The organism is Agrobacterium sp. P15N1-A (assembly GCF_044626815.1).
GTDB classification, from domain to species: domain Bacteria; phylum Pseudomonadota; class Alphaproteobacteria; order Rhizobiales; family Rhizobiaceae; genus Agrobacterium; species Agrobacterium leguminum.
Genome location: NZ_JBIUPF010000006.1, coordinates 332,075 through 356,359, shown reverse-complemented (window position 1 = coordinate 356,359; position 24,285 = coordinate 332,075). Strand labels below are relative to the sequence as shown.

The window sequence follows — 24,285 nt, the reverse complement described above, 5'->3', positions numbered from 1 at the left end:
CACCACTCCGGGCCTTACGGGTCAAGCTGCCGCTTGAAAGCGCCAGTGCAGGCATCTCCCGACGGCCTTGGCCGGGTCTCGTCGGAGGGATGGACCCTCCGAGGAGCAACGGAGATACGAAAATGCAGAACATCGTCATTCTTGCCGGCAACATCGGTCAGGCCCCCGAAACCCGAACCACCCAGGGCGGCACCAACATCACCCACTTCACCCTCGCCACGTCGCGCCCGCGCTATTCGGAAGGCAAGGTTATCCGGGACGAGAACGGCTACCGGGTCCAGGATACCGAATGGCACCGCATCACCGCCTTCAACGGCCTCGCTAAAACGATCCAGGAATACTGCGAGAAGGGCATGAAGGTTCTGGTGCGCGGTCGCATCCACTACACGAAGTGGACCGATGCTGAGGGCGTCGATCGCTACAGCACGGAGATCATCGCCGAGACGGTGGATTTCCTGAACCGGGCGAAGCAGACCGAGAACGACGACGGCCAGTTTTCAGACGACAGCGACATTCCGTTCTGAGCAGGATGCCAAAGGCCCGGCGGCGCGAGCCGCCGGGTTTTTCATGTTCGCGGAAGATCACAGCCGCCGCCCGGGCCTTCCGGCTGGGCCAATACCAAAGCCACCATCGGGTTTGGATCAGCAAACACGGCTGTTGCACCAATCATATTCGGCGGAGGGCATCACGCCGGTCCCAGAGGCACAAAGACAATCCGGACCATCAGGGAGGCGGCGCCGGCAGGCTTTAAGGAGTAGGCATCTGCGGGAATTTCCCGCTCCGGTCTGCGCGACCACCCCGCTCTTGAGTCGCAACCTTGGTTTCAATCCCGGCCTTCCACGATCAACCCATGAAGGGTCGGACTATGCGATGCATGCTGCCGTCCGAGGCTTTGCCTCGGCGGTGATCGCGGCCAGGATCAAAACACATCGGGCGCCTGTCGAGCGGGGAATGGTCCCCGCCTCTAATCAGGAGCCGGAAAATGTCCCTTTCAGATGCCCACGCTTTCGCCTTTAGCCTCGCCGCCACCCTGATGGTCACGATCGTCGTCTTCCGTGCCGGCGACGGCACGCTCAGCGTAATGCCCGCCGCCGAATATGACGGGGAGGACGACACCATCGTCGAAGAAATTGATCCGTTCGACTGAACTCGAAGGGGCGTTGCCCCCATCGACGCCCAAAGGGCGATGCTTAAAATGTCGGGCAAATCGGCAATTCACCCGAATCACGATGGCGCAGATAGTTCAAAGACCGCCGACGCAGCGACTTCTCGGTGGAATCCAAAACCAAGAACGACTAAAATAGCCGTAGTTTTGGAATGTGCGTAGGCTCGTATGGGAGGTGGTCATGCATGATCACCGCCCGACAATCGCGGGCCGCACGCGCGTTGCTGGGTTCGACACAGGAGACGCTCGCTGACAAGGCCCGGGTATCACTGACCGCACTCAAACGCCTCGAATCCGAAAGCGGCCTCGAAGTGTATGAAAGTACGCGCGATCAGGTTCGCAGGGCTCTTGAAGCAGCCGGCGTCGTGCTATTGTCCACCGAGCGGGGACAAGGGGTACTGCTCGTTGATGAAGACAAAGGACGCCAGGTTCGTATTCTTGGCCAATCATGAGCCGACCTGTCTGGGAGGACGCCATGATTGTGCTATTTAAAGACATGCCCCCCGAGGGCCTCGAACTTACCAATTACGATCGGTCGCACATCAAGCTCTATGCGCGTCTTCTCGATTCCGTCGCCGACGGCGCGGAATGGCGGGAAGCTGTTGGAATTCTGTTCGGGATCGACGCTGACCGCGAGCCGGAACGCGCCCGGCGCGTCTATGACAGCCATCTGGCACGGGCGCGTTGGATGGCCAGTACGGGCTATAAGTATCTCCTGAACTGAATCAGTTCGTCATGAAGGCATTGTCCGCGTCGCATTGGTGATGCCGCTGCGGCATCAGGTGATGCCTGCCGACAATCTTCCGCAAATCACTTCAACCGGGAATCGTATTTCGCTCGACTTGCGCGTTATCTGCGAGGTGCTGAGTATGACACCGGATACATCGGTTTGGCGCAATCAGCGTGCCTATGACTTCTTTGACGACTTGCCGGTTGAAGGGCTCGCCTGGGAATGCCTTCGTCGCGACGAAGGGTATCAGGGTCTCTATCAAGACCTTGTGCAAGCGAAAGCAGAGACTGCTCCGCTTCCCCGTGAAGCGGAGCAGCGCTGGGGGTTGCGATTTCCCGGCAAGGCCGGATTTGCCCTCCACATCACAGCATGTGCTTTGGTCGCCTTCAGTCGATCTTGCTGTTTTGATCCTGATGCGATGCCCCGAATTCCTCCCACATCTCTCACTCCACCCACCGATCGGTACCGGCGAGAGTCGCCCTGCTCCCGAAGGTCGCTATGCCGTTGATATAGAGAGCGTCGGCTCCCAGTTTCTTTTCCTCCCGGACACCGCTCCGGAGGAGCCCCTGGCAGCACTGATCCCGCTCGACGACGATATACTTGGCCGGCTCGAAGCTCTGATCCGCTATTGGCGTGCGGCCCGAAGCCGCCCGGTGCCGCCCGATACGCGCATGACGAGCCAGCAGCGCCGCCGACTGCGCCTGATGTTGCAGGCGGCGGACGGCAGGACGAACGGCGCCAGTTACCGCGAGATCGCCATCGCGCTTTACGGCCGGGATCGCATCGCCGCGGAACCGTGGAAGACTTCTTCGATCCGCGACACGGTCATCGGTCTGGTCAAGAGCGGTTCGGCGATGATCGGCGGCGGCTATCTTCAACTGCTGCGTCACCGTCGCAGATCCTGATCGTTGCGGGGCAGGGGGTGGAGATTTTTGCCCTCCATTGTTCCCCATCCCCTCCGAAGACCTTTCTCCGCCACCGTGGTCGTCGTCCGCCGCTGAACCGCAGCGGCCGCCCGCAACCCACGGAGGCCCGATCCATGCGACCCGATCTCGCCATTTTGCCGCCGCGCTACCTGCGCACCAAGGAAGCTGCTGAATTTCTTAGCCTGTCCGCCCGCACTCTGGAGAAGCATCGGACCTACGGAACCGGCCCGGGCTATCGCAAGCTCGGCGGCCGCGTCGTCTACGCCGTCGACGATCTCGAAGCCTGGGCAGCTCGCGGTGCCGTCACCTCGACCTCCGACCCGCGTGGCCAGGTGCTGCCGGCGAAGCGCCAGACGCTGCCCGCTGTTCCGCAGCCCGGCCGCTACGCACGCTGACCGCGGCCGGTATTCCCAATGGCGGCGCGGCATCGGTCCCTCTCGGAGCGCGGGCAGCTCGATCTGTTCCGGGCGCTCCCTGGTGACTTCGCGCCACGAGACGCGCAGGATCTCATGGCTTATCCCTTCTTCTCCCTCTCCAAGACGCACCGCGTCGCGCCGATCGATTTCGTCGCCGGCAACGTGACGATCCGGGTCGAGGCCGTTCCCGATCACGGCATGGCGACCATTTGGGACGCCGACATCCTGATCTGGGCGGCGAGCCAGATTGTCGAAGCCCGCGATGCCGGGCTTCGCACCTCCCGGCTGATGGCCGCAACACCTTACGAAATCCTCTCCTATGTCGGGCGCGGCACCAGCGCGCGCGACTATCAGCGCCTGAAAGCTGCGCTCGACCGGCTGCAATCGACCACGGTTTCCACCTCGATCCGTCAACCCGCAGAGGGAAGGCGTCACCGCTTCTCGTGGATCAACGAGTGGCAGGAGCGCACCGACCGCAACGGTCGTCCCGAGGGCATCGAGCTGATCGTGCCGGACTGGTTCTACCAGGCTGTCCTTGATGACGCGCTGGTGCTCACCATCGACCGGGCCTATTTCGACCTGACCAGCGGCCTCGATCGCTGGCTTTACCGCCTGGTGCGCAAGCACGGCGGCCGCCAGCGCGACGGCTGGCGTTTCGACTTTCGCCATCTTCACCAGAAATCCGGCAGCCTGTCGCCGTTCAAGCGCTTCGCCTTCGAGCTGCGCGACATCATCCAACGCCAACCTCTGCCGGGTTATACGCTCTTCCTCGAAGTCGAGATCGGCGGGCGGATGCTGCTTGCTTTCGAGCCAGCCGCGCCCTGTGGACAACCTGTGGATAGTCTCGTGCTATCGGGAACCCGCACTCACGTGCTATCGGGAACCGGAGGCTCGTGCTATCAGGAACCCAAACAGGGCATAACGCACGGAAATCAAACAGCAAATCGCGCCCTTAACTTAGAGTCTAACCAAGAATCTAACCTTAAAAAGCGCGCGTGCGATTTGGAAAACCTCGTCCGCGACGCTGCCAGAAGTCTCAGCATAGCCGCGAAGAAGAGCGTTTCGGCTGCGCCATCCGCACCCCGATCGGCTACGGATCACGCCGACACGCCTGCATCCGTGGATCCCGAAGTCCCCCGACTTCCTCTCGATCCGCCGGGAGGACGCCGATGATTGTCGCGTTCCTCAATCAAAAAGGCGGCGTCGGCAAGACGACGCTGGCACTGAACCTCGCCGGAGAATGGGCAGCACGCGGCAAGCGCGTCACCCTGATCGACGCCGATCCTCAGGGCTCGGCGCTCGACTGGTCGCAGCAGCGGAGCCATGAAGGCCTTCCGCGCCTGTTCGGCGTCGTCGGCCTTGCGCGCGATACGCTGCACCGCGAGGCCCCTGAACTCGCCCGCGACGTGGATCATATCGTGATCGACGGGCCGCCGCGCATCGCCGGGCTCATGCGTTCGGCGCTGCTTGCCGCCGATCTCGTATTGATCCCGGTACAGCCGTCGCCGCTAGATGGCTGGGCTTCGGCCGAGATGCTGGCGTTGCTCTCCGAGGCGCGTATCTACCGGCCCGAGCTAGCCGCGCGCTTTGTCCTCAACCGCTGCGGTGCCCGCACGGTGCTCGCCCGCGAGACGGCCGAAACACTCGCCGATCACGACCCGCCCGTGCTTGCCAGCACCATCGGACAGCGCATCGCTTTCGCGGCGGCTGCACAGTCCGGTCGGCTTGTTTCAGAACTCGACCACGACACTCCGGCCGCGCGCGAGATCACGGCACTGGCTGCGGAGATCGGTCGTCTCGGAAGCGGGAGGGCCGCGCCATGAGCGAGCGTCCTACCCGCAAAGGCTTCGCTTCCCGGCCTGCCGATCCCGAGCACTGGATCAAGGCCGCCGATGCACCGCCTCGCAATGATGACGCCGGCGGTTTCACCGCGCGGCTCACCATCGACGTGACGCCCGAGCTGCGCGGCCGGATCAAGATTACCGCTTTCAGCCGCGGTGTCACCGTCGCCGACATGCTGCGCGATCTGTTCGCACGCGAATTTCCCCCGACAGAAGGAGACCTCTCATGACCGGCATTGTGGCCCCCCGCATGCACGGCGGCCGTTTGCCGTCCGTAGGCTCCACCGACGACATGACGCACGTCGAACTGACCTGGATCGAGAAGAAGATCGAATACTGGATCAGGTTTGGTCACGAGGCGCAGGAACGGATTCTCGACCGTCGCCGCCGCGTCGTTTCCTTTCGCCCAGGCTCAGTCTTTGCCTTCGTCCGGTGGGCGGCGAACGACTACGGTACGATCATCTCGCGTATCGACATTGTGCGCGCGGTCGAGCCGGGCGAAGCTCATCAGACACTGCCCTTCGTGCGTCCTGGCGGCGAAATCGTCCTCAAGATCGAAGGCTGGCCGAAGGTCGAGGACGTGCTACGCCACGTCGATGCGATCGAACGCGGCGGCATCGACGCCTGCGATGTCGCGCCCGATCACTGGCGCCACGTCGCCCACCGGATGCAGGCTGGCCAACAGCCGCGTCCGTACACGATCGACCGCCATCAGGCGTGGCTCAAGCGGCGGGAGATCGGACGATGACCCGCTTCGACTACGTCATGGTGACGTATTTCGCTGTGATAGGCGCTGCGGTCGCCGCGTTCATCCCGACGTCCACCTGGCTGATCTGGAACGCCACCGAAAGCGCGCCCATCGGCTTCTACACCATCGCGCCGGCTGATCGGCTTGAAGTGCCCGAGCTGGTCGCCGTCATGCCGCCCGAACCGCTCGCCGACTTCATGGTCGAACGTGGCTATGTCGGCCGTGGCGTTCCACTCCTGAAGCGTGTCCTCGGTCTGCCGGGACAGCGCGTGTGCCGCAACCGCGACCTGATCACGGTCGACGGGATCGAGATGGGCGAAGCGCTGGAGCGCGATCGCCTTGGCCGCTCGCTGCCGGTCTGGCGGGGCTGCCGCGTTGTCGCGGCCGATGAACTTTTCCTGATGAATTGGGAAGTTCCCGACAGTCTGGACGGCCGCTATTTCGGGCCGCTTCCGGTGTCCGCGGTGATCGGCCGGGCAATCCCTCTCTACACCGATGAAGACGGCGAAGGCCGCTTTGTCTGGCGCGCGCCGACGCGGTGACGGCGCGAGCTGCGCAACCTCGCCGCACAACCAAGGAGACCATGACCATGGCCCAGATTGGACACTTCACTCTTACACAGTCCGGCTTTGAAGGGCGTTTCAGAGCCCTCGGTATCGACGAGCAAATCACCTTCGTTCTGGCCGAACCTTCGGAGGCGAAGAATGCCCCGGCTTACCGCGTTCTGCTCGGCGACGAGGAAGGGCTCGATATCGGCGCCGGCTGGTCGCATGTCGGCGACCGCGCAGGCGAATTCGTCTCCGTGGAGATCTACAGCCCACTGTTCGGCGGCACGCTTCGGGCAAACCTCTTCCGCGCCGGCGACGACGGCTCCGCCTGGGGCCTGCACACCAACCCACTTTCGAAGCGGAAGGAGGACTGAACGGTGGCGACACGACACCGTGCCGGCGTCGGAGGTTTTACCGCCGTCCGACGCACAGCACTCTCCCTTCTTCTTTCCGGCCTGACCTTCGCCGCGTCCGCCGCGTGTCCGGCCCTTGCCCAAACGCTGCCGACGACCCGCACGGCGCCTGCCGATCCCTATGCCGCGCATATTGCCGAAGCATCGCAGCGTTTCGGTATTCCGCAGGCATGGATCGTTGCCGTGAAGCGCACCGAGAGCCGCAACGACGTGCGTGCCGTGTCACCCGCCGGAGCGCTCGGCCTCATGCAGATCATGCCTGAGACATGGGCCGAGCTGCGCGGCCGTTACCAACTCGGCCGCGATCCGTTCGATCCCCGCGACAACATCATCGCCGGCACCGCCTATCTGCGCGAGATGCTCGACCGCTACGGCACGGTCCCGGCAATGCTCGCGGCCTACAATGCCGGTCCGGCGCGCTACGACGAGCATCTTGCGACCGGTCGCGCTCTGCCGGCAGAGACGCGAGCCTATGTCGCTTTGCTCGCACCCGCGCTGGGTAGCACCGCACCATCCGACAAACCACGAACGGCACTCCAGCCACCGGCGGATTGGCGCGAGGCACCGCTCTTCGTGGCGCGTAAAGACGATCGCCAACGCGGCGATGATCGTGCAGCCGAACATCCGCCGAGCGGCCTTCATCCCTCCGTTCCGGTGCAGGACGATAGCGCTGCCGGATCGCAGGCCTCCTCCATTTTCCTCGCCTGGCGCGAGGGGGACGGTCCGCGATGACCTTCAACCGGCTCTTTCGCATCCTGTCGGGTTCTGGCGCATCGTGGAGGATGCCGGGGTTGGAGGCAAGTACAGCAACCGGACGATGGCAGGATAAAAGGGCGCACCTTGCGCGTCGGTCGGGTGGTTGTTTTTGCTGGGTTTTCCGGGCTGCTGCGCACATTGCCGGGCCTGCGCGCAATGTGCGTCAACGCCCCAACGCTCTGTTTCTCATAGATTTTTTGCACATTGCGGAGCTGCGCCATGGACGATGAACGCGAGTTCCGCGTCCGGCCGGGGCGCATCCGCTCGACCCGCGCGCAATCGGCGCGGCCCTTCATCGCCCAGGCGCTCGCCGCGGCGAAGAAGGCCGGCGGTGGCGTATCGCGTTCCGGCCGCGTCGTTCCCGGCAACCGCTCGCGCTTCGGTCACGGCCAACGCGCCAGCATCCAGGCCAATCGCCTCATCACGTCCCGCACGCGCGGCGCCGTGGTGAAGGCGCGCGTCGTCCGGCACACGGCCTTCGCCGCGCCGCTCGGCACCCATCTCAATTATCTGCGCCGCGAAGGTGTGACCCGGGACGGGGAGAACGCTCGTCTGTTCGGGGCGGGCACCGGGAATGCCGATGCCGGTGCCTTCGCCGAACGGTGTCAGGGCGACCGGCATCATTTCCGCTTCATCGTCAGTCCGGACGACGCCGTGGAGATGTCCGATCTCAAATCCTTCACCCGCGACCTCGTTGGCCAGATGGAGAAGGATCTCGGCACCCGGCTCGACTGGGCGGCCATCGTTCACTGGAACACCGAACATCCGCACGTCCATCTGATCGTGCGCGGTGTCCGCGACGACGGCCAGGACCTCGTCATCTCGCGGGACTATATCAAGGAAGGCATGCGCGACCGGGCGCGCGATCTCATCACCCAGGAATTGGGACCGCGCACCGACCTCGACATCCGCCGTAGTCTCGAAAGCCAGATCGAGGCAGAACGCTGGACGCAGCTCGATCGCCAGCTTGTCCGCGATGGCGGCAAGTCCGGTATCATCGATCTTGCACCACTTGGCCTTAGTCAGCCTGACGAGTTCCATGCGCTGAAGGTCGGTCGCCTGCGCAGGCTGGAAGTCCTTGGCGTCGCCGGACAGGTCGGCCATTCGCAATGGTTCATCAAGCCCGAGGCCGAAACGGTCCTGCGCGAACTTGGCGAACGCGGCGATATCATCAAGCGGATGCACAAGGCCCTGACGGAACGCGGCATCGAGCGTGGCGCGGCAAATTATGTGCTTGCGGGCGAGAGCCTCGACACGCCGGTCATCGGCCGGCTGGTCGATCGTGGCCTCGACGACGAGCTGAAGGGCACGGCCTATGCCGTGGTCGACGGCATGGATGGCCGTACCCACCATATCAAACTGCCGCATCTCGATGCCGCCGGCGACAGCCCGCCAGGCTCGATCGTCGAACTCCGCGCCTATGAGGATCAGCGCGGCGAACGCCGCGTCGCGCTCGCGGTCCGTTCCGATCTCGACATCAGCGCACAGGTGATGGCATCGGGCGCGACCTGGCTCGATCGGCAGGCGATCGCCAGAGAGCCGTTGTCCTTGTCCGATGGCGGCTTCGGCGCCGAGGTGCAGCAGGCCATGGACCGGCGCGCGGATCATCTTGCCGAGCAAGGACTGGCCGAGCGTCAAGGCCGCAGCGTCGTCTTCGCCCGCAGGCTGATCGACACGCTGCGCCGCCGCGAGCTGGAAGCGCTCGGCGAGAAGCTCGCTTCCGAGACGGGCCTGCCGTTCAACCGAGCCGCAAGCGGCGAGTTCGTCACCGGCACCTATCGCCAGCGCTTCGCGCTCGCCTCCGGCCGCTTCGCCATGCTCGAGGTCATCAGTGGGGATGGGGGCCTCGGCTTCCAGCTCGTGCCGTGGTCGCCATCCCTCGAAAAGCAGCTCGGCAAGCACGTCTCCGGCGTTGCCCGCAACGACGGCGGCATCGACTGGAGTTTTGGCCGCAAGCGCGGGCTCGGCCTCTAACCCTCAGTATCCACGAAAGGACCATTGCCATGTCCGCGACGAAAATCCTCTGGGGCCAGATCCTCACCGTCTTCCTGATCGTGCTGATGACGACCTGGGGCGCGACGCAGTGGACGGCCTGGCAGCTCGGCTTCCAGCCCCAGCTCGGCCGGCCGTGGTTCGAGATCGCCGGCTGGCCGATCTACTATCCGCCGGCCTTTTTCTGGTGGTGGTATTTCTACGATGCCTATGCACCGCCGATCTTTGTGGAAGGCGGCCTGATCGCCGCGTCCGGTGGCTTCATCGCCATTGCGGTTGCGATCGGCATGTCGGTCTGGCGGGCGCGCGAGGCCAAGAACGTCGCCACCTATGGTTCGGCGCGCTGGGCGGAGACGGAGGAGATCAAGGCTGCCGGCCTGCTCGGACCCGATGGCGTCGTGCTCGGCAAGCTCGATCGGGACTATTTGCGGCATGACGGCCCTGAGCACACCCTATGTTTCGCGCCGACCAGGAGTGGCAAAGGCGTCGGCCTGGTGGTGCCCTCGCTTCTGACATGGCCGGGCAGCGCCATCGTCCATGACATCAAGGGTGAGAACTGGACGCTGACCGCCGGCTTTCGATCACGACATGGCCGCGTGCTGTTGTTCGATCCGACCAATGCCAAGTCGGCCGCCTATAATCCGCTGCTCGAGGTGCGCCGCGGTGAATGGGAGGTGCGCGATGTCCAGAACATCGCCGATATTCTGGTCGATCCCGAGGGCAGCCTCGAAAAGCGGAACCATTGGGAGAAGACCAGCCACGCCCTTCTGGTCGGCGCGATCCTGCATGTCCTCTATGCCGAAAAGGACAAGACGCTTGCCGGTGTCGCCGCCTTTCTCTCCGATCCGAAGCGGCCGATCGAGTCGACGCTCGCCGCCATGATGAAGACGGCGCATCTGGGCGAGGTCGGCCCGCATCCCGTCATCGCCAGCGCCGCACGCGAGCTCTTGAACAAATCCGACAACGAACGCTCCGGCGTGCTATCCACCGCCATGTCGTTTCTCGGCCTGTATCGCGATCCGGTGGTGGCCGAGGTGACGCGCCGCTGCGACTGGCGCATCACCGACATCGTGGGCGACAGGCGTCCGACGACGCTCTACCTCGTGGTGCCGCCGAGCGACATCAACCGCACCAAGCCGCTCATTCGTCTCATCCTCAACCAGATCGGCCGCCGCCTGACCGAGGACCTACAGGCGAAGGCTGGCCGGCATCGCCTGCTACTGATGCTGGATGAGTTTCCGGCCTTGGGCAGGCTGGATTTCTTCGAGTCAGCGCTCGCCTTCATGGCCGGGTACGGCCTCAAGAGCTTTCTCATCGCTCAGTCGCTCAATCAGATCGAGAAGGCATATGGGCCGAACAACTCGATACTCGACAACTGCCATGTCCGTGTGAGCTTTGCGACCAATGATGAAAGGACCGCGAAGCGGGTGAGCGATGCGCTTGGCACCGCCACCGAGATGAAGGCGATGAAGAACTATGCCGGGCATCGTCTGTCGCCCTGGCTCGGACATCTGATGGTCTCGCGTTCGGAAACCGCGCGGCCGCTGCTTACCCCCGGTGAAATCATGCAGCTCCCGCCGGCAGACGAGATCGTCATGGTCGCCGGCACACCGCCGATCCGGGCGAGGAAGGCGCGCTACTACGAGGATGCGCGATTTCAGGAGCGGATCTTGCCGCCGCCCGAACTCACCCGCCCTGACAAGCCGCGGCCCGACGACTGGAGCAGCCTGCCAATTCCGGCCCGACCCGGACCTGCTGCGTCGCCCGCGGAGGTGGACGCTGAGGACGAAGATCCGACGGAATCCGAGCACCGGCATCAACCGGAGCTGAACCGCGTGAAGCCCGTCGAGAGGAAAGAGCCGATCGAGAACGAGTTCGAGATCGACCCACCCGATGACATGGAGGAGGAAGCCACCCGCAATCGGCGCCTGAGCCGCCTCATGCAAGGCGTGGCGCGGCAGGTTTCGCTCGACCCCAATGACGGGATGGATCTGTGAACACTATGACCGGTCGAAAGAAGAAAACGCAGATCTCCGTCTATCTCGACCCGGATGTGATGGCGATGCTCTCGGACTATACGGCCCGCCGGGAACAGTCCATGTCCCTGGTGGTGGAAGCCGCCGTTGCCTCATTCCTGTCTCCGGACGACGCCGAGCGGCGCGAGGCAGTGGTTGCCAAACGTCTCGACCAGCTCGACCGCCGCATGACGCGGCTGGAGCGCGATGTCGGTATCTCGGTCGAGACGCTCGCCGTTTTCGTCCGTTTCTGGCTCACCACCACGCCGGCGCTGCCCGAGCCGGCGGCGCAGGCGGCGCGCGCCAAGGCCAGTGAGCGCTACGAGGCGTTCGTGACCGCGCTTGGCCGGCGGCTGGCTCAAGGGCCGAAGTTGCGGCAGGAGATTTCGGAGGATGTTACAGGACGATCGGACGAGCTGTCATCATGATCGTTCAGATTTCACGAAGTCCGATTGCTCTTCTTGCATCAAGTTTCACTCGGTGCGCCATCATCAGGCGCATCATCATCGTTTTCTGCAGCCAGCTCAAGCGACGCATATAGTGCGGCAAGCTCTTCCTTTGACGGCGGTTCCCACGGTTTCAGATTGCTCAACATATCCGTGAAACCGTCGATCTCCTCCTGCGTAGGGGCGGACGGCTCCGGAGTTTTCAGCTCTGTTGTTTCTCGAAATTCCTCTATTGCCTTTTTCAGGGTGTCGATCTCGGCCCGTTTATAGACTGCTCCTCCTTGTGAAAGCAGGTCGGCGATGGCGATCTCCATTTGATCGAGAGCATGTGACAACCATACTTTCCGGCGATTGTATTTTTGTCGCGCCGATGTCTTGGGCTTCTTTGGTCCCTTCGATTCTGCGTTTTGTGACTCTAGTTGACTGAAAATGTCTTCGGGATTGCTGCTCAATTCATACTCCAACAGGTCGATATCGAATCATCGGTGCAATGCGATTTGTTATTGCATAGAGGTTGCCGGGCGAAAGATCGAATTCCAATAGGCTGAAGCTCCACCGCCGTTTTCCTGTATTTGCACGCTACACTACGACGACGGTAATTCCCTGTTGAATCACCCGAATTTCCGGCTCTTTTAATCATCCCCATCCGGGGACCGTCTCACTTCCCCGGCCGGAAACGGGGATCGGATGGCAGTCTCGCATCGAAATTTGGAAGGCTTTGCGCGTGGCGCGCGCATGCTTCGCACCGCGCTCGGCGCCACCATCGCCCGCTTCCTGGAAGACCCCAGCGTCGTTGAGGTGATGCTCAATCCCGACGGCCGGTTGTGGATCGACCGTCTTTCGGAAGGCATGTCCGACACCGGCGAGTTTATCTCACCTGCGGATGGTGAGCGCATCATTCGTCTGGTTGCTCACCATGTCGGCGCGGAGGTCCATTCGGGTGCTCCGCGCGTCTCGGCCGAACTGCCCGACAGTGGTGAACGCTTCGAGGGACTGCTTCCTCCGATCGTGACGGGACCGGCCTTCGCTATCCGCAAGCCGGCGATTTCGGTCTTCACCCTCGACGACTACGTTTCGGCGGGGACCATGACCACCGGTCAGGCGGCCTTGCTGCGCGAAGCTGTTGCCGGGCACGCCAATATTCTCGTCGCCGGCGGCACGGGCACCGGCAAGACCACGCTGACAAACGCGCTCCTTGCCGAAGTTGCGAAGGGTAAAGACCGCCTTCTCATTATCGAGGACACGCGCGAGCTTCAAAGCCAGTCAGAGAACAAGGTGCCGATGCGCACCAAGGATTTCGTGGCCAGTCTCACCGATCTGGCCCGCTCTGCCATGCGTCTCCGGCCCGACCGCATCATCGTCGGCGAGGTTCGCGGACCAGAAGCCCTCGACCTCCTGAAGCTCTGGGGCACAGGCCATCCCGGCGGCATCGGCACCATTCACGCCGGCTCGGGTCTCGGAGCGCTCCGCCGGCTGGAGCAACTGATCCAGGAGGCGGTCGTCACCGTTCCCAGGTCCCTCATTGGCGAGACCATCGACATCGTCGCCGTCCTCTCTGGCCGCGGTTCGGCGCGCCGCCTTTCCGAACTCGCCCGCGTCGAGGGTCTCGGCCCGGACGGGGACTACCGCGTCATCCCTGCTCAGCTTTCCCCCGAACGCCAACCGCTCCCGAAAGGAAAACAGCCATGACCAAGCATGTCCCGCCCGCGGTACCGAACCTGACCCCTCCGTCTGGCCTGCAGGGCATTCGTCGCCATCTCATGAGTTCGATAGCGCTCGCCACCATCATGATGATGGCGGCGGCGCCCGCCCACGCTTCTGGATCGTCGATGCCGTGGGAGGCGCCGCTTCAGTCGATCCTCGAATCCGTCGAGGGGCCGGTCGCCAAGATCATCGCGGTGATCATTATCATCACCACCGGCCTGGCGCTGGCCTTCGGCGATACGTCCGGCGGTTTCCGGCGGCTGATCCAGATCGTTTTCGGCCTGTCGATCGCCTTTGCGGCGTCGAGCTTCTTCCTGTCGTTCTTCTCGTTCGGCGGCGGGGCGCTGATGTGATGGCGGCTGTCCAGCAACACGCCGACGCGGTGCCGGGGTTCACGGTGCCGGTCCACCGGGCGCTCACCGAACAGATCCTGCTCGGCGGCGCTCCGCGCTCCATCGCCATCATGAACGGCACGCTGGCCGGCGCGGTCGGCCTCGGCCTGCGCCTTTGGCTGGTCGGCCTCGTTGTCTGGGCGGTCGGGCATTTCGCGGCGGTCTGGGCCGCCAGGCGCGATCCGCTATTTGTCGAGGTCGGCCGCCGCCATCTGCGCATCCCCGGACATCTCTCAGTGTGAGGAGGGATGCGGTCATGATGAATCTCGCCGAATATCGCCGCACCGCCAGCCGCCTTGCGGATTTCCTGCCCTGGGCCGCGCTGGTCGGCGAAGGCGTCATTCTCAACAAGGATGGCTCGCTGCAACGGACCGCAAGGTTTCGCGGTCCCGATCTGGACTCCGCCGTCGACGCCGAACTGGTTGCGGTTACTGGACGTCTCAATAATGCCTTCCGGCGCCTCGGCTCCGGCTGGGCAATCTTTGTCGAGGCACAGCGCCATGAGGCAGCGACCTATCCCAACAGCCGTTTTCCCGATCCGGCCTCGGCGCTGCTCGACGCCGAACGCAAGGCCGATTTCGAGGAAGCCGGGGCGCATTTTGTCTCGAGCTATTTGTTGACCTTCGCCTGGCTGCCGCCCGCCGAGGATGCGGCCCGCGCCGAGAGCTGGCTCTATGAAGGGCGCGAACAGACCGGCGTTGACGCCCGCGACATCCTGCGCGGCTTTGTCGACCGCACGGACCGCGTGCTGGCGCTGCTCGACGGCTTCATGCCGGAATGCGAGTGGCTCGACGATGCCGCGACGCTGACCTATCTGCATTCGACCGTCTCAACCAACCGGCATCGCGTGCGCGTGCCCGAGACGCCGATCTATCTCGACGCGCTGCTGGCTGACCAGCCGCTGACTGGCGGTCTGGCGCCACGCCTCGGCGATGTCCATCTGCGTGTTCTCACCATTGTTGGTTTTCCGACCGCTACCACGCCCGGAATCCTCGATGAGCTGAACCGCTTGCCGTTCCCCTATCGCTGGTCGACGCGGGCGATTCTGCTCGACAAGACCGACGCGACCCGGCTGTTGACCAGGATCCGGCGGCAATGGTTCGCCAAACGCAAGTCGATCGCCGCCATCCTCAAAGAAGTGATGACCAACGAGCAGTCCGTGCTCGTGGACACCGACGCCGCCAACAAGGCCGTCGATGCGGATGTCGCCCTTCAGGAACTCGGCGCCGACGTCGCCGGCATGGCCTATGTGACCGCAACGATCGCGGTCTGGGATGCCGATCCACGACAAGCCGACGAGAAGCTCAGGCTTGTCGAAAAGGTGATCCAGGGCCGCGACTTCACCGCGATGCCCGAAACCATCAACGCCGTCGATGCTTGGCTAGGCAGCCTGCCGGGTCATCTCTATGCCAATGTCCGGCAACCGCCGATCTCGACGCTCAATCTCGCGCACATGATCCCCCTCAGTGCCGTGTGGGCGGGGCCGGAACGGGACGAACACTTCAACGCCCCGCCCTTACTGTATGGCAAGACAGAAGGTTCGACCCCGTTCCGGTTTTCCCTTCACGTCGGTGACGTTGGACATACCCTCGTTGTAGGCCCAACCGGCGCAGGGAAATCCGTGCTGCTCGCACTGATGGCGCTCCAGTTCCGACGCTATCAAAACTCTCAAGTCTTCGCATTCGATTTCGGAGGCAGCATCCGGGCCGCGACGCTGGCCATGGGTGGTGACTGGCACGATCTCGGCGGCGATCTCACCGAAGGGATCGAATCTTCGGTCTCCCTTCAGCCGCTCGCCCGGATCCATGAAACCCCGGAACGCGCCTGGGCCGCCGACTGGATCGTCGCCATCCTGATGCGCGAGGGCATCGCGATCACTCCCGACGTGAAGGAGTATATCTGGACCGCGCTGACGTCGCTGGCCTCGGCGCCGGTCGAGGAGCGCACCATCACTGGCCTTGCCGTGCTGCTCCAGTCGAATGATCTGAAACTGGCGCTTCGTCCGTATTGCGTCGGCGGTCCCTATGGCCGGCTGCTCGATGCCGAAAACGAGCATCTGGGCCACGCTTCGGTGCAGGCATTCGAGATCGAGGGACTGGTCGGCACGGGTGCTGCGCCCGCGGTCCTCAGCTACCTGTTTCATCGGATCGGCGACCGGCTCGACGGCCGCCCCACGTTGCTGATCATCGACGAGGGCTGGCTTGCCCTTGATGACAATGGCTTCTCGGGACAATTGCGCGAGTGGCTGAAGACCCTCAGAAAAAAGAACGCCAGCGTCATCTTCGCCACCCAGTCGCTGTCGGACATCGACGGTTCGGCCATCGCGCCGGCGATCATCGAAAGCTGCCTGACGCGATTGCTGTTGCCGAACGAACGGGCGATCGAGCCGCAGATCACCGCCATCTACCGGCGCTTCGGCCTCAATGACCGGCAGATCGAGCTCATTGCCCGGGCGACGCCGAAACGCGACTATTATTGCCAAAGCCGCCGCGGCAACCGGCTCTTTGAGCTTGGCCTGTTCGAGGTGGGTCTTGCACTCTGCGCCGCCTCCTCGAAATCCGACCAGTCGCTGATCGCTCAAATCCTTGCCGAGCAGGGCCGCGACGGCTTCCTGCCGGCTTGGCTTCGCCTGCGCTCCGCCGACTGGGCGGCTGATCTCATTCCCGATCTCACCAACCTGGAGACCAAACTATGACCTACCGTCGCTCACGCGCGGCGCTGATTGCCGCGTCCTTCCTGTCGATCCCGGCAAGTTTCAGCCCATTATTGGCCCCGCCAGCCGCTGCCGCCAGGATCGTGTTCGATCCGAAGAACTATGTCGAGAACGTCCTGTCGGCCGCGCGGTCGCTGGAGCAGATCAACAACCAGATCACCAGCCTGCAAAACGAAGCGCAGATGCTGATCAATCAGGCGAGGAACCTCGCCAGTCTGCCATACTCGTCACTCCAGCAGCTTCAGCAGTCCGTGCAGCGCACGCAGCAGCTCCTTTCGCAGGCACAGAACATCGCTTTCGACGTCCATCAGATCGACCAGGCATTTCAGCAGCAATACGGCATTATTTCGCTGACCGCACCCCAGCAGCAGCTTGTCGCGGATGCCCGGACACGCTGGCAAAACACCGTGGGCGGGCTTGAGGACGCGATGCGCGTGCAGGCCGGCGTCGTCGGCAACATCGACCCCAATCGTGCCGAGATGTCGACGCTCGTCGGCCAGAGCCAGGGCGCGACCGGCGCGCTTCAGGCGACGCAGGCCGGCAACCAGCTCCTCGCACTCCAGTCGCAGCAGCTCTCCGATCTGGTGGCACTGGTTTCCGCCAACGGCCGCGCCGCCGCGCTCACCGAAGCCGAACGCGCCGCTGCGGCCGAACAGGGCCGCGTGCAGCGTCAGCGCTTCCTGACGCCCGGCACCGGCTACCAGGCCGGAAGCGCGCGGATGTTCAACGGCGGCAACTGACGGCCGGAAAGGGGATGCTCATGGACGGCAAGATGCTGGCACGGCTTGCAGCGATCGTCTTCGTCGCCGTCGCGATCACAGCGACGGCGATCGAGATGAACCGCAGGCAAGAGCCGCCATTGTACCGATCTGTCGCTCCGGTCGAACCGGCACGAGAACCGCTGCGGGAAGGGCAGCGCCGGTGCCAGCAGCTTGGACAAAGCGCGGCCAACGACGCCGGCTGCCTGCGCGTGTGGGCCGAGACCCGCGACCGTTTCCTGGGACGAACACCGTCACCGTTTGCCCCGCGTTGCGGGCCATATGCCGGCGAAGACCCAACCGCTAAAGAAGGAAGGTGATCCGTGGGCGGCACAGGCGTTATCGACAATTTCCTCGGTGTCTTCACCTCCTATATCGACAGCGGCTTCGGTCTGCTCGGCGGTGAGGTCGCTTTCATCGCCACGACCCTGATCGTTATCGACGTGACCTTGGCGGCCCTGTTCTGGTCCTGGGGCGCCGACGATGACATCATCGCCCGACTGGTGAAGAAGACGCTGTTCGTCGGCGTGTTTGCCTACATCATCGGCAACTGGAACAGTCTGGCGAAGATCGTCTTCGACAGCTTCGCCGGCCTCGGCCTCAAAGCCTCCGGTACCAGCTTCAGCACCGCCGATCTCATGCGCCCCGGAAGGGTGGCGCAGGTCGGCCTTGATGCCGGGCGGCCGCTGCTCGCATCCATCTCCGACCTGATGGGATGGGTGGCGTTTTTCGAGAATTTCATTCAGATCGCCTGCCTGCTCTTTGCCTGGGCGCTTGTGCTGCTCGCCTTCTTCATTCTGGCGATCCAGCTCTTCGTCAGCCTGATCGAATTCAAGCTGACGACATTGGCCGGATTCATCCTCATTCCATTCGGCCTGTTCAATAAATCCGCCTTCATGGCCGAGCGTGTGCTCGGAAACGTCATCTCCAGCGGTATCAAGATCCTGGTTCTTGCCGTCATCATCGGTATCGGCTCGACGCTGTTTTCGCAGTTCACCGCCGGCGTTGGCGGCGCGACGCCGACCATCGATGACGCCATGGCGATCGTGCTCGCCGCCCTTTCCCTGGTCGGCCTCGGCATTTTCGGTCCCGGCATCGCCAATGGCCTGATCTCCGGCGGGCCGCAGCTCGGCGCGGGCGCTGCCGTCGGCACCGGCCTTGCTGTCGGCGGTGCGGCGCTTGCCGCAGGCGGCGCGGCCAGTCTTGCGCTGAGAGGTGGTGCCGCGGCGCTCTCGGGTGGGGCGGCTGCCATCCGTGGCGGAGCAGCCGCCGCAGGCTCGGCCTCGACCGCCTACAGCCTCGGATCGATGGGACAGTCCGGCGCGGCCGGTGTCGCCTCCGGTCTCGGCGGCGTTGCGCAGGCCGCTGGTTCTGCGGCGACGTCCCCGCTCAAGCGAGCCGCCGCCCGCGCCAGCGAAAGCATGAAATCCAGCTTTTCCGGCGGCGCGAAGGACGGCTTCGCTACGACCGGCGGCTCTTCCACGCTCGGCACCATCGGCGACGGCGAAGCCGCCAATGACGTTTCTTTCAATGCCGCCTCCACACGAGAAGGGGCGCCAGACTGGGCGAAGCGCATGAAACGCAATCAGTCCTTCAGCCACGGCGTTTCCGCCGCTGCCCATGCCGTCCGATCTGGCGACAGCCACGGCGGCGGCTCTTCCGTCAATCTCTCCGAAAGTGACCGCTCATGAGCCTGTTCAAACGACCCGCAGCCCATTACGGCAAGGCGCCGCAACCCGAAACACCCTATCAGAAAGCAGCACAGGTCTGGGACGAGCGCATCGGCTCCGCCCGCGTGCAGGCGAAGAACTGGCGGATATTGGCCTTCGGCTGCCTGATCCTGTCGGGTGGCTTTGCCGGCGCTCTGGTCTGGCAATCGGTTCGGGGAACCGTGGTGCCGTGGGTGGTGCAGGTCGACAAGCTTGGCCAGGCCCAGACTGTCGCGCCCGCCGAGGCCAACTATCGGCCCACCGACCCGCAGATCGCCTGGCACCTGGCGCGTTTCATCGAGCAGGTCCGGAGTATACCTTCTGACGCGATCATCGTTCGGCAGAACTGGCTCAGGGCTTATGACTGGACGACGGACCGTGGCGCTGCGGCGCTCAACGACTACGCCCGCGCCAACGATCCCTTCACCAAGGTCGGCAAGAGCCAGGTGGCCGTCGAAGTGTCATCGGTCATCCGGGCCTCGCCGGATTCGTTCCGAGTTGCCTGGACGGAAAGACACTATGAGAACGGCCAGCTCTCCACCACCGAGCGTTGGACCGCGATCCTGACGATCGTAATCCAGATGCCGCGCGATGCCGAGCGACTGCGGACCAATCCCTTGGGTATCTACGTCAACGCCATCAACTGGTCGCGGGAGATGAGCCAATGATCACCGTGGTCAGCAAGCCCGTAGTCCCGCCTTTCCGTAAATCCGCTTTTACGCTTGTCCTGCTTTCCGCAGGCGCGCTCGCGGGATGCGGCACGCCGCAAAAGCCGCCACAGATCAGCTATGACGCTGACGTTTCGCCTCTGCCGGCGGTGCCGGCTGCCGCCCGAGAAGAGCGGCGTCGGCCTCTGCACGTTCCACCGGGCTGGGCGGTGGCGCGGGGCGGGACGGCAGCCGGGACGCCGACTGGCCGCGTTACGAACGCCAATGTGGCCGCGCGGGTCGAGCCACGCCGCGAAGGTTATTACAACGCGGTCCAAGTGTACCCCTGGAGCGAAGGCGCGCTCTATCAGGTCTATGCCGCCCCCGGCCAGATCACCGACATCGCGCTCGAGCCGGGCGAAGGCCTGACCGGTGCCGGTCCGATCGCCGCCGGTGACACGGCCCGCTGGATCATCGGCGATACCGAGAGCGGCAGCGGCACGAACCGTCGCGTTCATATTCTCGTAAAGCCGACCCGGCCGGACCTTTCCACCAACCTCGTCGTGACGACGGACCGGCGCGTTTATATGATCGAGCTGCGATCTGGCCACACACCCTATATGCCTGCCGTTGCTTGGGCCTATCCGCAACCCCGGAGTGGCCAGCGCCACAGTGTTCCCGCGACACCCGTCATTCCGGTAGTCACCGCGAGGAACTATCGCTACGGCCTGACCGGAGCAAATCCGCCATGGAAGCCGGTCTCCGTCTATGACGATGGCCGCCGCGTCTATGTCGAGTTCCCGCGCGGCATCGTACAGGGCGTGATGCCGCCGCTGTTCGTCATCGGCCAGGATGGCGAGGCTGAGATCGTCAACAGCCGCATCTACCAGAACATCCTGATCGTCGATCGCCTGTTCGGCGCGGCCGAGCTGCGTCTCGGCGGCGGCAAGCGCCAGCAGACCGTCAGGATCGTGCGTATCGACGGGAGGCCAGCGTCATGACCGACAATGAAAAAGAAAACAACGTCGCATCGGTCGGGCCTGCTTTGGAATCGGTCGCACCCATGCGCCTGCGCGCCGAGGCACCGCGCGTCACCCGTCTGTCGCGCAAGGTACTGGCCGGTTTGGGCTTTGTCGCCAGCATCGGCATCGGCGGCGCGCTGATCTACGCGCTCCAGACACGAGACCGTGGAAACAACGGCGAGGAGCTTTATTCCACCGAGAACCGCGCAACGGCCGACGGGCTTGCCGGCCTGCCGCGCGACTACACCGGGCCGGTTCTCGGACCGCCGCTGCCGGGCGATCTTGGAAGGCCGATCCTCAACGCCCAGGATCGTGGACAGCCGGTGGCGCCGCCACCGATTACGGCGCCCGCCGTCGATCCTGCCGAGCAGCGTAGATTGGCGGAAGAAGAAGCGGCTAGGACATCGCACGTGTTTTTCCAGACCGAAGTTCGTACAGGAAATCAGTCCGCGACGTCGGGCGGTTCGTCAACACAAGGGTTTTCCAGCCTCGATCTTGCCGGCCTTGCGGGGCAGTCTGGCCAGCAGACCGCACAGGATCGGCAGCTTGCTTTCGTCAATGCTCCCGTGGATCGCCGCACCACGTCGTCGGATCGTGTCATGGCGCCGGCGTCACCCTATGTCCTTCAGGCCGGTTCCGTGATCCCAGCCGCGCTGGTCACTGGCATTCGTTCCGATCTGCCCGGACAGATCACCGCCCAGGTCACGCAGCATATCTACGACAGCCCGACCGGCCGCATCCTGCTCGTACCGCAGGGCACCCGCATCATCGGCGAATACAGCAACGATGTCGGCTTCGGGCAGCGCCGGGTGCTGCTGATCTGGAACAGGCTAATCTTCCCCAACGGACGGTCGATCGTGCTCGAACGCCAGCCCGGCGCCGACACACAAGGTTATGCCGGTCTCGAGGATGGCGTCGATTATCACTGGCGGGATCTGGCGAAGGCCGCCGGCCTCTCGACACTTCTGGCCGCGGGCACGGAACTCGCCGTCGATGACGAGGATCGTCTGCTTCGTGCCATCCGCCGCGGCGGTCAGGACACCGTCAATGATGCGGGTCAGGAAATCGTCCGCCGCCAGTTGCAGGTCGCGCCGACCCTGACGATCCGGCCAGGTTTTCCAGTTCGGGTCATCGTCACGCGCGATCTCGTGCTCGAACCTTACGGAGGCTCATGATGGCAAAGCTCAAGCTCGGTCCGATCGCAGATCACAAACCGGTAAAAGTGACGGTGGAATTGCCAGCGCCGCTGCATCGAAGTCTGACCGCCTATGCTGAAATCCTCGGCCGTGAGGCCGGACAGCCGCCCGTCGATCCTGTGAAGCTGATCGTGCCAATGCTGGAGCGGTTCATCGCGACCGATCGGGGATTTGCGAAAGCGTGCCGGACGCCGTCCATTCTCTCGCCATCTGGCAGCGTCAGCAATTCATGAACGGCACGCACGCACCTTCGCCATGCTGAGCAGACATCTGAAGGCGGGGTTATCGTTCTTTGGCGACCATATCGCGCTGAACGGCAATATCTCGCCGACCATCGGGCGGTAGACGATTCCGGGGAACTGCGCAGCCGTCGTCGCTTCGCTGGTGAGAGTCAGACCCCGCCCGAGAGCCACTAAGGGCAGAAGATTGTCCCTACCAACATTTTGTGAGCGAATCTCGGGATGGTGACCGAATGCAGCGAGCCTTTGCACCAGATAGTCGTGGATCTCCTGACCGGCAGCCTCGCTTACGATGAAGTTTTCTTGCATCAAATCGTGCCATTCCAGCTCCTTCTTTTCGGATAACGCATGCATCTCTGGCAAAACAGCGAAAACCCGCTCGGACCATAGTTTCACAGTGTCGCATTCCGGCCACTCTCGCGTGCCGGTCAAAAAGGCGACATCAAGCCTAAGTCGGCGAATTGCGGCGACATGGTCGCTCGGCTCACCGTCGACGAGTTCGATCTCGACTCGTGCATGCCGCCGATGATAGGCACTTAGGAGTTCGGAGAGGAACCCGGAAGCGATTGAGGAAAAGATGCCTATCCGGACACGTCCGTCCTCCGAGCGTCCGATAGAGGCGATGTCTCTGGTTCCGTCGCCGATATGCCTTATGATGTGGCGGGCTCGCTTAAGGAAGCGTTGTCCTGCGAAGGTTAGGCGGACGCCACCGTTGTAACGATGAAAGAGCGCCGCACCGAGGCGGTCCTCAAGATCACGAATGCGGCGGCTGATGGCAGACTCTCGTATTTCAAGCGCGGCGGCGGCCTTGCGAAAACTCCCATGCTCCGCAGCGGCTAGAAAGTAGCGCAGATGGCGAACCTCTATTGTGTGATCGTTTTTCAGATCCTTGCTGAAACGATGATCCGCAATACTGTCCATGTCAGGAGGGGATCTCCGAGCGGCGGATCGCCTCCGCGATCGTCTGTGCGACATTGGTCGTATCCAGTTTGATCCGGGCGTTCTTTAGATGGGAAAGGACCGTCGTTCTTGAAATGTTGAGGATCACGGCCGTCTCCCAGGCCGTTTTTCCCCTTGCGGTCCACAGTAGAACCTCTTTTTCTCGATTCGTCAGACGCGTTTCTCTGGTGATTTCCGGCATGCGTATCCCAACCTTACAAAGGAAGTATGCGGCCTGCGGGCCGCTTGATGATTTTCTGTGGTGTCGAACGGCAGAAATTTGGAATACCGGCTCGGACCCGGTGCCCTGCCTGGCTTGGACGATCCGCGATGCGCTCGCTCAACACCTGTAGGGTATGCCCAGCAAAAGGGGTGGCGCAACCCGGCGCGATATCGATTGCTTATTATAGTATGTAGCTTTTATACGTATACTCTAGATGGTTTCACCTATGAAACTCACAGCTGTTTTTGCGAGAAACTTGCGGCTCTGCCGCCGGAATGCGGGCCTCTCCCAGGAGAGGCTGGCCGAGTTTGCGGGGCTTGACCGAAATTACATCGGAAAGCTTGAACGGGAGGAGAGTTCCCCCACCCTCGATACGCTCGAAGCCGTGGCTGCGGCGTTGCAGATCAATGTGGAAAAACTTATTGGCCGGACCTTACCGGCAGAAGCTAGAAAAAAGTCTCAGGATTGAAAAGTTCAATTCAAACAGAGAGTTCACTCTTGTTTCTTCGCGTTCCGGACGAGCGACTCCATATCGACGCCAAGAGCCTCCGCCAATTTGTTTAGCGATACGATCGTGGGGTTTCTGCGACCGGCCTCAAGCCCGCTGAGATAAGCGCGCGTCAAGCCCGACCGGAACGACAACTCCTCCTGGGAAAGGTTGCGTTCGCGGCGTACTTTAAGAACGTTCAAGCCCACGGTTGCGCGAATATCCATCCGCCGATGGTTGGCCGTCGTTCACTTTAGTAC

Annotated in this window: 33 protein-coding genes; 29 read left to right on the top strand and 4 right to left on the bottom strand. The window is 63.2% G+C overall.

The annotated features are described in order from the left end of the window. Positions 1-122: 122 nt before the first annotated feature. From ACIK7D_RS21060 to ACIK7D_RS20980, 17 genes are all read left to right on the top strand, one after another. Positions 123-524: a single-stranded DNA-binding protein gene (locus ACIK7D_RS21060; protein ID WP_112556563.1), complete on the top strand. Its 402-nt coding sequence runs from the start codon at positions 123-125 to the stop codon at positions 522-524. Between the two features lie 458 nt (positions 525-982). Next, complete coding sequence (locus ACIK7D_RS21055) at positions 983-1,147, top strand: hypothetical protein (RefSeq protein ID WP_177319352.1); 165 nt, start codon at positions 983-985, stop codon at positions 1,145-1,147. Between the two features lie 203 nt (positions 1,148-1,350). Beyond that, positions 1,351-1,617 (top strand): hypothetical protein, encoded by a 267-nt coding sequence (locus tag ACIK7D_RS21050; protein WP_112556561.1) that lies wholly within the window; start codon positions 1,351-1,353, stop codon positions 1,615-1,617. Positions 1,618-1,640: 23 nt separating this feature from the next. After that, complete coding sequence (locus ACIK7D_RS21045) at positions 1,641-1,889, top strand: DUF2285 domain-containing protein (protein ID WP_112556559.1); 249 nt, start codon at positions 1,641-1,643, stop codon at positions 1,887-1,889. Positions 1,890-1,929: 40 nt separating this feature from the next. Continuing rightward, complete coding sequence (locus ACIK7D_RS21040) at positions 1,930-2,403, top strand: transcriptional regulator domain-containing protein (protein WP_345791106.1); 474 nt, start codon at positions 1,930-1,932, stop codon at positions 2,401-2,403. Next, positions 2,309-2,800 (top strand): DUF2285 domain-containing protein, encoded by a 492-nt coding sequence (locus ACIK7D_RS21035; RefSeq protein ID WP_234899662.1) that lies wholly within the window; start codon positions 2,309-2,311, stop codon positions 2,798-2,800. Before ACIK7D_RS21040 ends, ACIK7D_RS21035 begins: the two co-directional genes overlap by 95 nt. A gap of 134 nt (positions 2,801-2,934) precedes the next feature. Beyond that, entirely contained in the window at positions 2,935-3,216 is a 282-nt protein-coding gene (locus tag ACIK7D_RS21030) for an AlpA family transcriptional regulator (RefSeq protein ID WP_112556554.1), read from the top strand. Positions 3,217-3,234: 18 nt separating this feature from the next. Further along, positions 3,235-4,410 (top strand): replication initiator protein A, encoded by a 1,176-nt coding sequence (locus ACIK7D_RS21025; RefSeq protein WP_112556553.1) that lies wholly within the window; start codon positions 3,235-3,237, stop codon positions 4,408-4,410. Continuing rightward, a complete protein-coding gene (gene parA / locus ACIK7D_RS21020) occupies positions 4,407-5,060 on the top strand; it encodes a ParA family partition ATPase (RefSeq protein WP_112556551.1) in 654 nt (217 codons plus the stop codon). The genes ACIK7D_RS21025 and parA overlap by 4 nt, the downstream gene beginning before the upstream one ends. Then, positions 5,057-5,308 carry a hypothetical protein gene (locus tag ACIK7D_RS21015; RefSeq protein ID WP_112556549.1) on the top strand — a complete coding sequence of 84 codons (252 nt, stop codon included), beginning with the start codon at positions 5,057-5,059 and terminating at the stop codon, positions 5,306-5,308. Before parA ends, ACIK7D_RS21015 begins: the two co-directional genes overlap by 4 nt. Continuing rightward, entirely contained in the window at positions 5,305-5,826 is a 522-nt protein-coding gene (locus ACIK7D_RS21010; protein WP_112556547.1) for a DUF2840 domain-containing protein, read from the top strand. Before ACIK7D_RS21015 ends, ACIK7D_RS21010 begins: the two co-directional genes overlap by 4 nt. Beyond that, positions 5,823-6,368, top strand: coding sequence for a S26 family signal peptidase (locus ACIK7D_RS21005; RefSeq protein ID WP_112556545.1), 546 nt, complete (start codon positions 5,823-5,825; stop codon positions 6,366-6,368). Before ACIK7D_RS21010 ends, ACIK7D_RS21005 begins: the two co-directional genes overlap by 4 nt. A gap of 47 nt (positions 6,369-6,415) precedes the next feature. Continuing rightward, on the top strand, positions 6,416-6,748 hold the full coding sequence (locus ACIK7D_RS21000; protein ID WP_112556616.1) for a DUF736 domain-containing protein: 333 nt from the start codon (positions 6,416-6,418) through the stop codon (positions 6,746-6,748). 3 nt (positions 6,749-6,751) lie between these two features. Further along, complete coding sequence (locus ACIK7D_RS20995; RefSeq protein ID WP_112556543.1) at positions 6,752-7,519, top strand: lytic transglycosylase domain-containing protein; 768 nt, start codon at positions 6,752-6,754, stop codon at positions 7,517-7,519. Between the two features lie 243 nt (positions 7,520-7,762). Continuing rightward, entirely contained in the window at positions 7,763-9,517 is a 1,755-nt protein-coding gene (locus ACIK7D_RS20990) for a relaxase/mobilization nuclease domain-containing protein (RefSeq protein WP_400157268.1), read from the top strand. A 29-nt stretch (positions 9,518-9,546) separates the two neighbouring features. Beyond that, on the top strand, positions 9,547-11,532 hold the full coding sequence (locus ACIK7D_RS20985) for a conjugal transfer protein TraG (RefSeq protein ID WP_177319351.1): 1,986 nt from the start codon (positions 9,547-9,549) through the stop codon (positions 11,530-11,532). A 5-nt stretch (positions 11,533-11,537) separates the two neighbouring features. Then, positions 11,538-11,978 carry a CopG family transcriptional regulator gene (locus tag ACIK7D_RS20980; protein WP_112556537.1) on the top strand — a complete coding sequence of 147 codons (441 nt, stop codon included), beginning with the start codon at positions 11,538-11,540 and terminating at the stop codon, positions 11,976-11,978. Between the two features lie 38 nt (positions 11,979-12,016). On the opposite strand, the gene ACIK7D_RS20975 is transcribed toward ACIK7D_RS20980, so the two are convergent. Continuing rightward, complete coding sequence (locus ACIK7D_RS20975) at positions 12,017-12,448, bottom strand: hypothetical protein (protein ID WP_162719284.1); 432 nt, start codon at positions 12,446-12,448, stop codon at positions 12,017-12,019. A gap of 235 nt (positions 12,449-12,683) precedes the next feature. On the opposite strand from ACIK7D_RS20975, the gene trbB reads away from it, so the two are divergent. From trbB to ACIK7D_RS20920, 11 genes are read left to right on the top strand one after another with little or no spacing between them, the layout of a single operon-like run. Further along, complete coding sequence (trbB, locus tag ACIK7D_RS20970; protein WP_112556533.1) at positions 12,684-13,685, top strand: P-type conjugative transfer ATPase TrbB; 1,002 nt, start codon at positions 12,684-12,686, stop codon at positions 13,683-13,685. Then, positions 13,682-14,053: a TrbC/VirB2 family protein gene (locus tag ACIK7D_RS20965; RefSeq protein ID WP_112556531.1), complete on the top strand. Its 372-nt coding sequence runs from the start codon at positions 13,682-13,684 to the stop codon at positions 14,051-14,053. The genes trbB and ACIK7D_RS20965 overlap by 4 nt, the downstream gene beginning before the upstream one ends. Beyond that, positions 14,053-14,334, top strand: a complete 282-nt coding sequence (locus tag ACIK7D_RS20960; RefSeq protein WP_112556529.1) for a VirB3 family type IV secretion system protein — start codon at positions 14,053-14,055, stop codon at positions 14,332-14,334. Before ACIK7D_RS20965 ends, ACIK7D_RS20960 begins: the two co-directional genes overlap by 1 nt. A gap of 14 nt (positions 14,335-14,348) precedes the next feature. Then, on the top strand, positions 14,349-16,787 hold the full coding sequence (trbE, locus tag ACIK7D_RS20955; protein WP_400157267.1) for a conjugal transfer protein TrbE: 2,439 nt from the start codon (positions 14,349-14,351) through the stop codon (positions 16,785-16,787). Continuing rightward, complete coding sequence (gene trbJ, locus ACIK7D_RS20950) at positions 16,784-17,545, top strand: P-type conjugative transfer protein TrbJ (RefSeq protein WP_112556525.1); 762 nt, start codon at positions 16,784-16,786, stop codon at positions 17,543-17,545. The genes trbE and trbJ overlap by 4 nt, the downstream gene beginning before the upstream one ends. 20 nt (positions 17,546-17,565) lie before the next feature. Continuing rightward, entirely contained in the window at positions 17,566-17,883 is a 318-nt protein-coding gene (gene trbK-alt, locus ACIK7D_RS20945) for a putative entry exclusion protein TrbK-alt (protein WP_112556614.1), read from the top strand. Positions 17,884-17,886: 3 nt separating this feature from the next. Next, on the top strand, positions 17,887-19,254 hold the full coding sequence (gene trbL, locus ACIK7D_RS20940) for a P-type conjugative transfer protein TrbL (RefSeq protein ID WP_112556523.1): 1,368 nt from the start codon (positions 17,887-17,889) through the stop codon (positions 19,252-19,254). Next, positions 19,251-19,940, top strand: coding sequence for a conjugal transfer protein TrbF (gene trbF / locus ACIK7D_RS20935; RefSeq protein ID WP_112556521.1), 690 nt, complete (start codon positions 19,251-19,253; stop codon positions 19,938-19,940). Before trbL ends, trbF begins: the two co-directional genes overlap by 4 nt. Further along, positions 19,937-20,920 (top strand): P-type conjugative transfer protein TrbG, encoded by a 984-nt coding sequence (gene trbG / locus ACIK7D_RS20930; RefSeq protein ID WP_112556519.1) that lies wholly within the window; start codon positions 19,937-19,939, stop codon positions 20,918-20,920. The genes trbF and trbG overlap by 4 nt, the downstream gene beginning before the upstream one ends. After that, a complete protein-coding gene (locus ACIK7D_RS20925; RefSeq protein ID WP_112556517.1) occupies positions 20,917-22,116 on the top strand; it encodes a TrbI/VirB10 family protein in 1,200 nt (399 codons plus the stop codon). Before trbG ends, ACIK7D_RS20925 begins: the two co-directional genes overlap by 4 nt. Continuing rightward, positions 22,116-22,370 (top strand): DUF2274 domain-containing protein, encoded by a 255-nt coding sequence (locus tag ACIK7D_RS20920; protein ID WP_112556515.1) that lies wholly within the window; start codon positions 22,116-22,118, stop codon positions 22,368-22,370. Before ACIK7D_RS20925 ends, ACIK7D_RS20920 begins: the two co-directional genes overlap by 1 nt. On the opposite strand, the gene ACIK7D_RS20915 is transcribed toward ACIK7D_RS20920, so the two are convergent. Both ACIK7D_RS20915 and ACIK7D_RS20910 read right to left on the bottom strand, forming a co-directional pair. Beyond that, entirely contained in the window at positions 22,365-23,297 is a 933-nt protein-coding gene (locus tag ACIK7D_RS20915; protein WP_112556513.1) for a LysR family transcriptional regulator, read from the bottom strand. The two genes, ACIK7D_RS20920 and ACIK7D_RS20915, sit on opposite strands and share 6 nt — an antisense overlap. 1 nt (position 23,298) lies before the next feature. Further along, a complete protein-coding gene (locus tag ACIK7D_RS20910; RefSeq protein WP_112556511.1) occupies positions 23,299-23,517 on the bottom strand; it encodes a helix-turn-helix domain-containing protein in 219 nt (72 codons plus the stop codon). A 247-nt stretch (positions 23,518-23,764) separates the two neighbouring features. Here ACIK7D_RS20910 and ACIK7D_RS20905 point away from each other — a divergent pair, with 247 nt between their 5' ends. Beyond that, positions 23,765-24,007, top strand: coding sequence for a helix-turn-helix domain-containing protein (locus tag ACIK7D_RS20905; protein ID WP_112556612.1), 243 nt, complete (start codon positions 23,765-23,767; stop codon positions 24,005-24,007). 23 nt (positions 24,008-24,030) lie between these two features. Here the strand turns inward: ACIK7D_RS20905 and ACIK7D_RS20900 are convergent, their stop codons facing one another. Further along, complete coding sequence (locus ACIK7D_RS20900; protein WP_112556509.1) at positions 24,031-24,252, bottom strand: helix-turn-helix domain-containing protein; 222 nt, start codon at positions 24,250-24,252, stop codon at positions 24,031-24,033. Positions 24,253-24,285 lie beyond the last annotated feature (33 nt).

Excerpts from the sequence above, each read along its gene's own strand:
- parA (WP_112556551.1), top strand. The coding sequence starts at position 4,407 with ATGATTGTCGCGTTCCTCAATCAAAAAGGCGGCGTCGGCAAGACGACG.
- ACIK7D_RS20960 (WP_112556529.1), top strand. The coding sequence starts at position 14,053 with ATGGCGGCTGTCCAGCAACACGCCGACGCGGTGCCGGGGTTCACGGTG.
- trbE (WP_400157267.1), top strand. The coding sequence starts at position 14,349 with ATGATGAATCTCGCCGAATATCGCCGCACCGCCAGCCGCCTTGCGGAT.
- ACIK7D_RS21055 (WP_177319352.1), top strand. The coding sequence starts at position 983 with ATGTCCCTTTCAGATGCCCACGCTTTCGCCTTTAGCCTCGCCGCCACC.
- trbJ (WP_112556525.1), top strand. The coding sequence starts at position 16,784 with ATGACCTACCGTCGCTCACGCGCGGCGCTGATTGCCGCGTCCTTCCTG.
- ACIK7D_RS21005 (WP_112556545.1), top strand. The coding sequence starts at position 5,823 with ATGACCCGCTTCGACTACGTCATGGTGACGTATTTCGCTGTGATAGGC.
- ACIK7D_RS20905 (WP_112556612.1), top strand. The coding sequence starts at position 23,765 with ATGAAACTCACAGCTGTTTTTGCGAGAAACTTGCGGCTCTGCCGCCGG.
- ACIK7D_RS20990 (WP_400157268.1), top strand. The coding sequence starts at position 7,763 with ATGGACGATGAACGCGAGTTCCGCGTCCGGCCGGGGCGCATCCGCTCG.
- ACIK7D_RS20920 (WP_112556515.1), top strand. The coding sequence starts at position 22,116 with ATGGCAAAGCTCAAGCTCGGTCCGATCGCAGATCACAAACCGGTAAAA.
- ACIK7D_RS20900 (WP_112556509.1), bottom strand. The coding sequence starts at position 24,252 with ATGGATATTCGCGCAACCGTGGGCTTGAACGTTCTTAAAGTACGCCGC.
- ACIK7D_RS21035 (WP_234899662.1), top strand. The coding sequence starts at position 2,309 with ATGCGATGCCCCGAATTCCTCCCACATCTCTCACTCCACCCACCGATC.
- ACIK7D_RS20985 (WP_177319351.1), top strand. The coding sequence starts at position 9,547 with ATGTCCGCGACGAAAATCCTCTGGGGCCAGATCCTCACCGTCTTCCTG.
- ACIK7D_RS20925 (WP_112556517.1), top strand. The coding sequence starts at position 20,917 with ATGACCGACAATGAAAAAGAAAACAACGTCGCATCGGTCGGGCCTGCT.
- ACIK7D_RS21060 (WP_112556563.1), top strand. The coding sequence starts at position 123 with ATGCAGAACATCGTCATTCTTGCCGGCAACATCGGTCAGGCCCCCGAA.
- trbF (WP_112556521.1), top strand. The coding sequence starts at position 19,251 with ATGAGCCTGTTCAAACGACCCGCAGCCCATTACGGCAAGGCGCCGCAA.
- trbK-alt (WP_112556614.1), top strand. The coding sequence starts at position 17,566 with ATGGACGGCAAGATGCTGGCACGGCTTGCAGCGATCGTCTTCGTCGCC.
- ACIK7D_RS21030 (WP_112556554.1), top strand. The coding sequence starts at position 2,935 with ATGCGACCCGATCTCGCCATTTTGCCGCCGCGCTACCTGCGCACCAAG.
- ACIK7D_RS20910 (WP_112556511.1), bottom strand. The coding sequence starts at position 23,517 with ATGCCGGAAATCACCAGAGAAACGCGTCTGACGAATCGAGAAAAAGAG.
- ACIK7D_RS21050 (WP_112556561.1), top strand. The coding sequence starts at position 1,351 with ATGATCACCGCCCGACAATCGCGGGCCGCACGCGCGTTGCTGGGTTCG.
- ACIK7D_RS21025 (WP_112556553.1), top strand. The coding sequence starts at position 3,235 with ATGGCGGCGCGGCATCGGTCCCTCTCGGAGCGCGGGCAGCTCGATCTG.
- trbB (WP_112556533.1), top strand. The coding sequence starts at position 12,684 with ATGGCAGTCTCGCATCGAAATTTGGAAGGCTTTGCGCGTGGCGCGCGC.
- ACIK7D_RS21000 (WP_112556616.1), top strand. The coding sequence starts at position 6,416 with ATGGCCCAGATTGGACACTTCACTCTTACACAGTCCGGCTTTGAAGGG.
- trbG (WP_112556519.1), top strand. The coding sequence starts at position 19,937 with ATGATCACCGTGGTCAGCAAGCCCGTAGTCCCGCCTTTCCGTAAATCC.
- ACIK7D_RS21040 (WP_345791106.1), top strand. The coding sequence starts at position 1,930 with ATGCCGCTGCGGCATCAGGTGATGCCTGCCGACAATCTTCCGCAAATC.
- ACIK7D_RS21010 (WP_112556547.1), top strand. The coding sequence starts at position 5,305 with ATGACCGGCATTGTGGCCCCCCGCATGCACGGCGGCCGTTTGCCGTCC.
- ACIK7D_RS20965 (WP_112556531.1), top strand. The coding sequence starts at position 13,682 with ATGACCAAGCATGTCCCGCCCGCGGTACCGAACCTGACCCCTCCGTCT.
- ACIK7D_RS21015 (WP_112556549.1), top strand. The coding sequence starts at position 5,057 with ATGAGCGAGCGTCCTACCCGCAAAGGCTTCGCTTCCCGGCCTGCCGAT.
- ACIK7D_RS20980 (WP_112556537.1), top strand. The coding sequence starts at position 11,538 with ATGACCGGTCGAAAGAAGAAAACGCAGATCTCCGTCTATCTCGACCCG.
- ACIK7D_RS21045 (WP_112556559.1), top strand. The coding sequence starts at position 1,641 with ATGATTGTGCTATTTAAAGACATGCCCCCCGAGGGCCTCGAACTTACC.
- ACIK7D_RS20915 (WP_112556513.1), bottom strand. The coding sequence starts at position 23,297 with ATGGACAGTATTGCGGATCATCGTTTCAGCAAGGATCTGAAAAACGAT.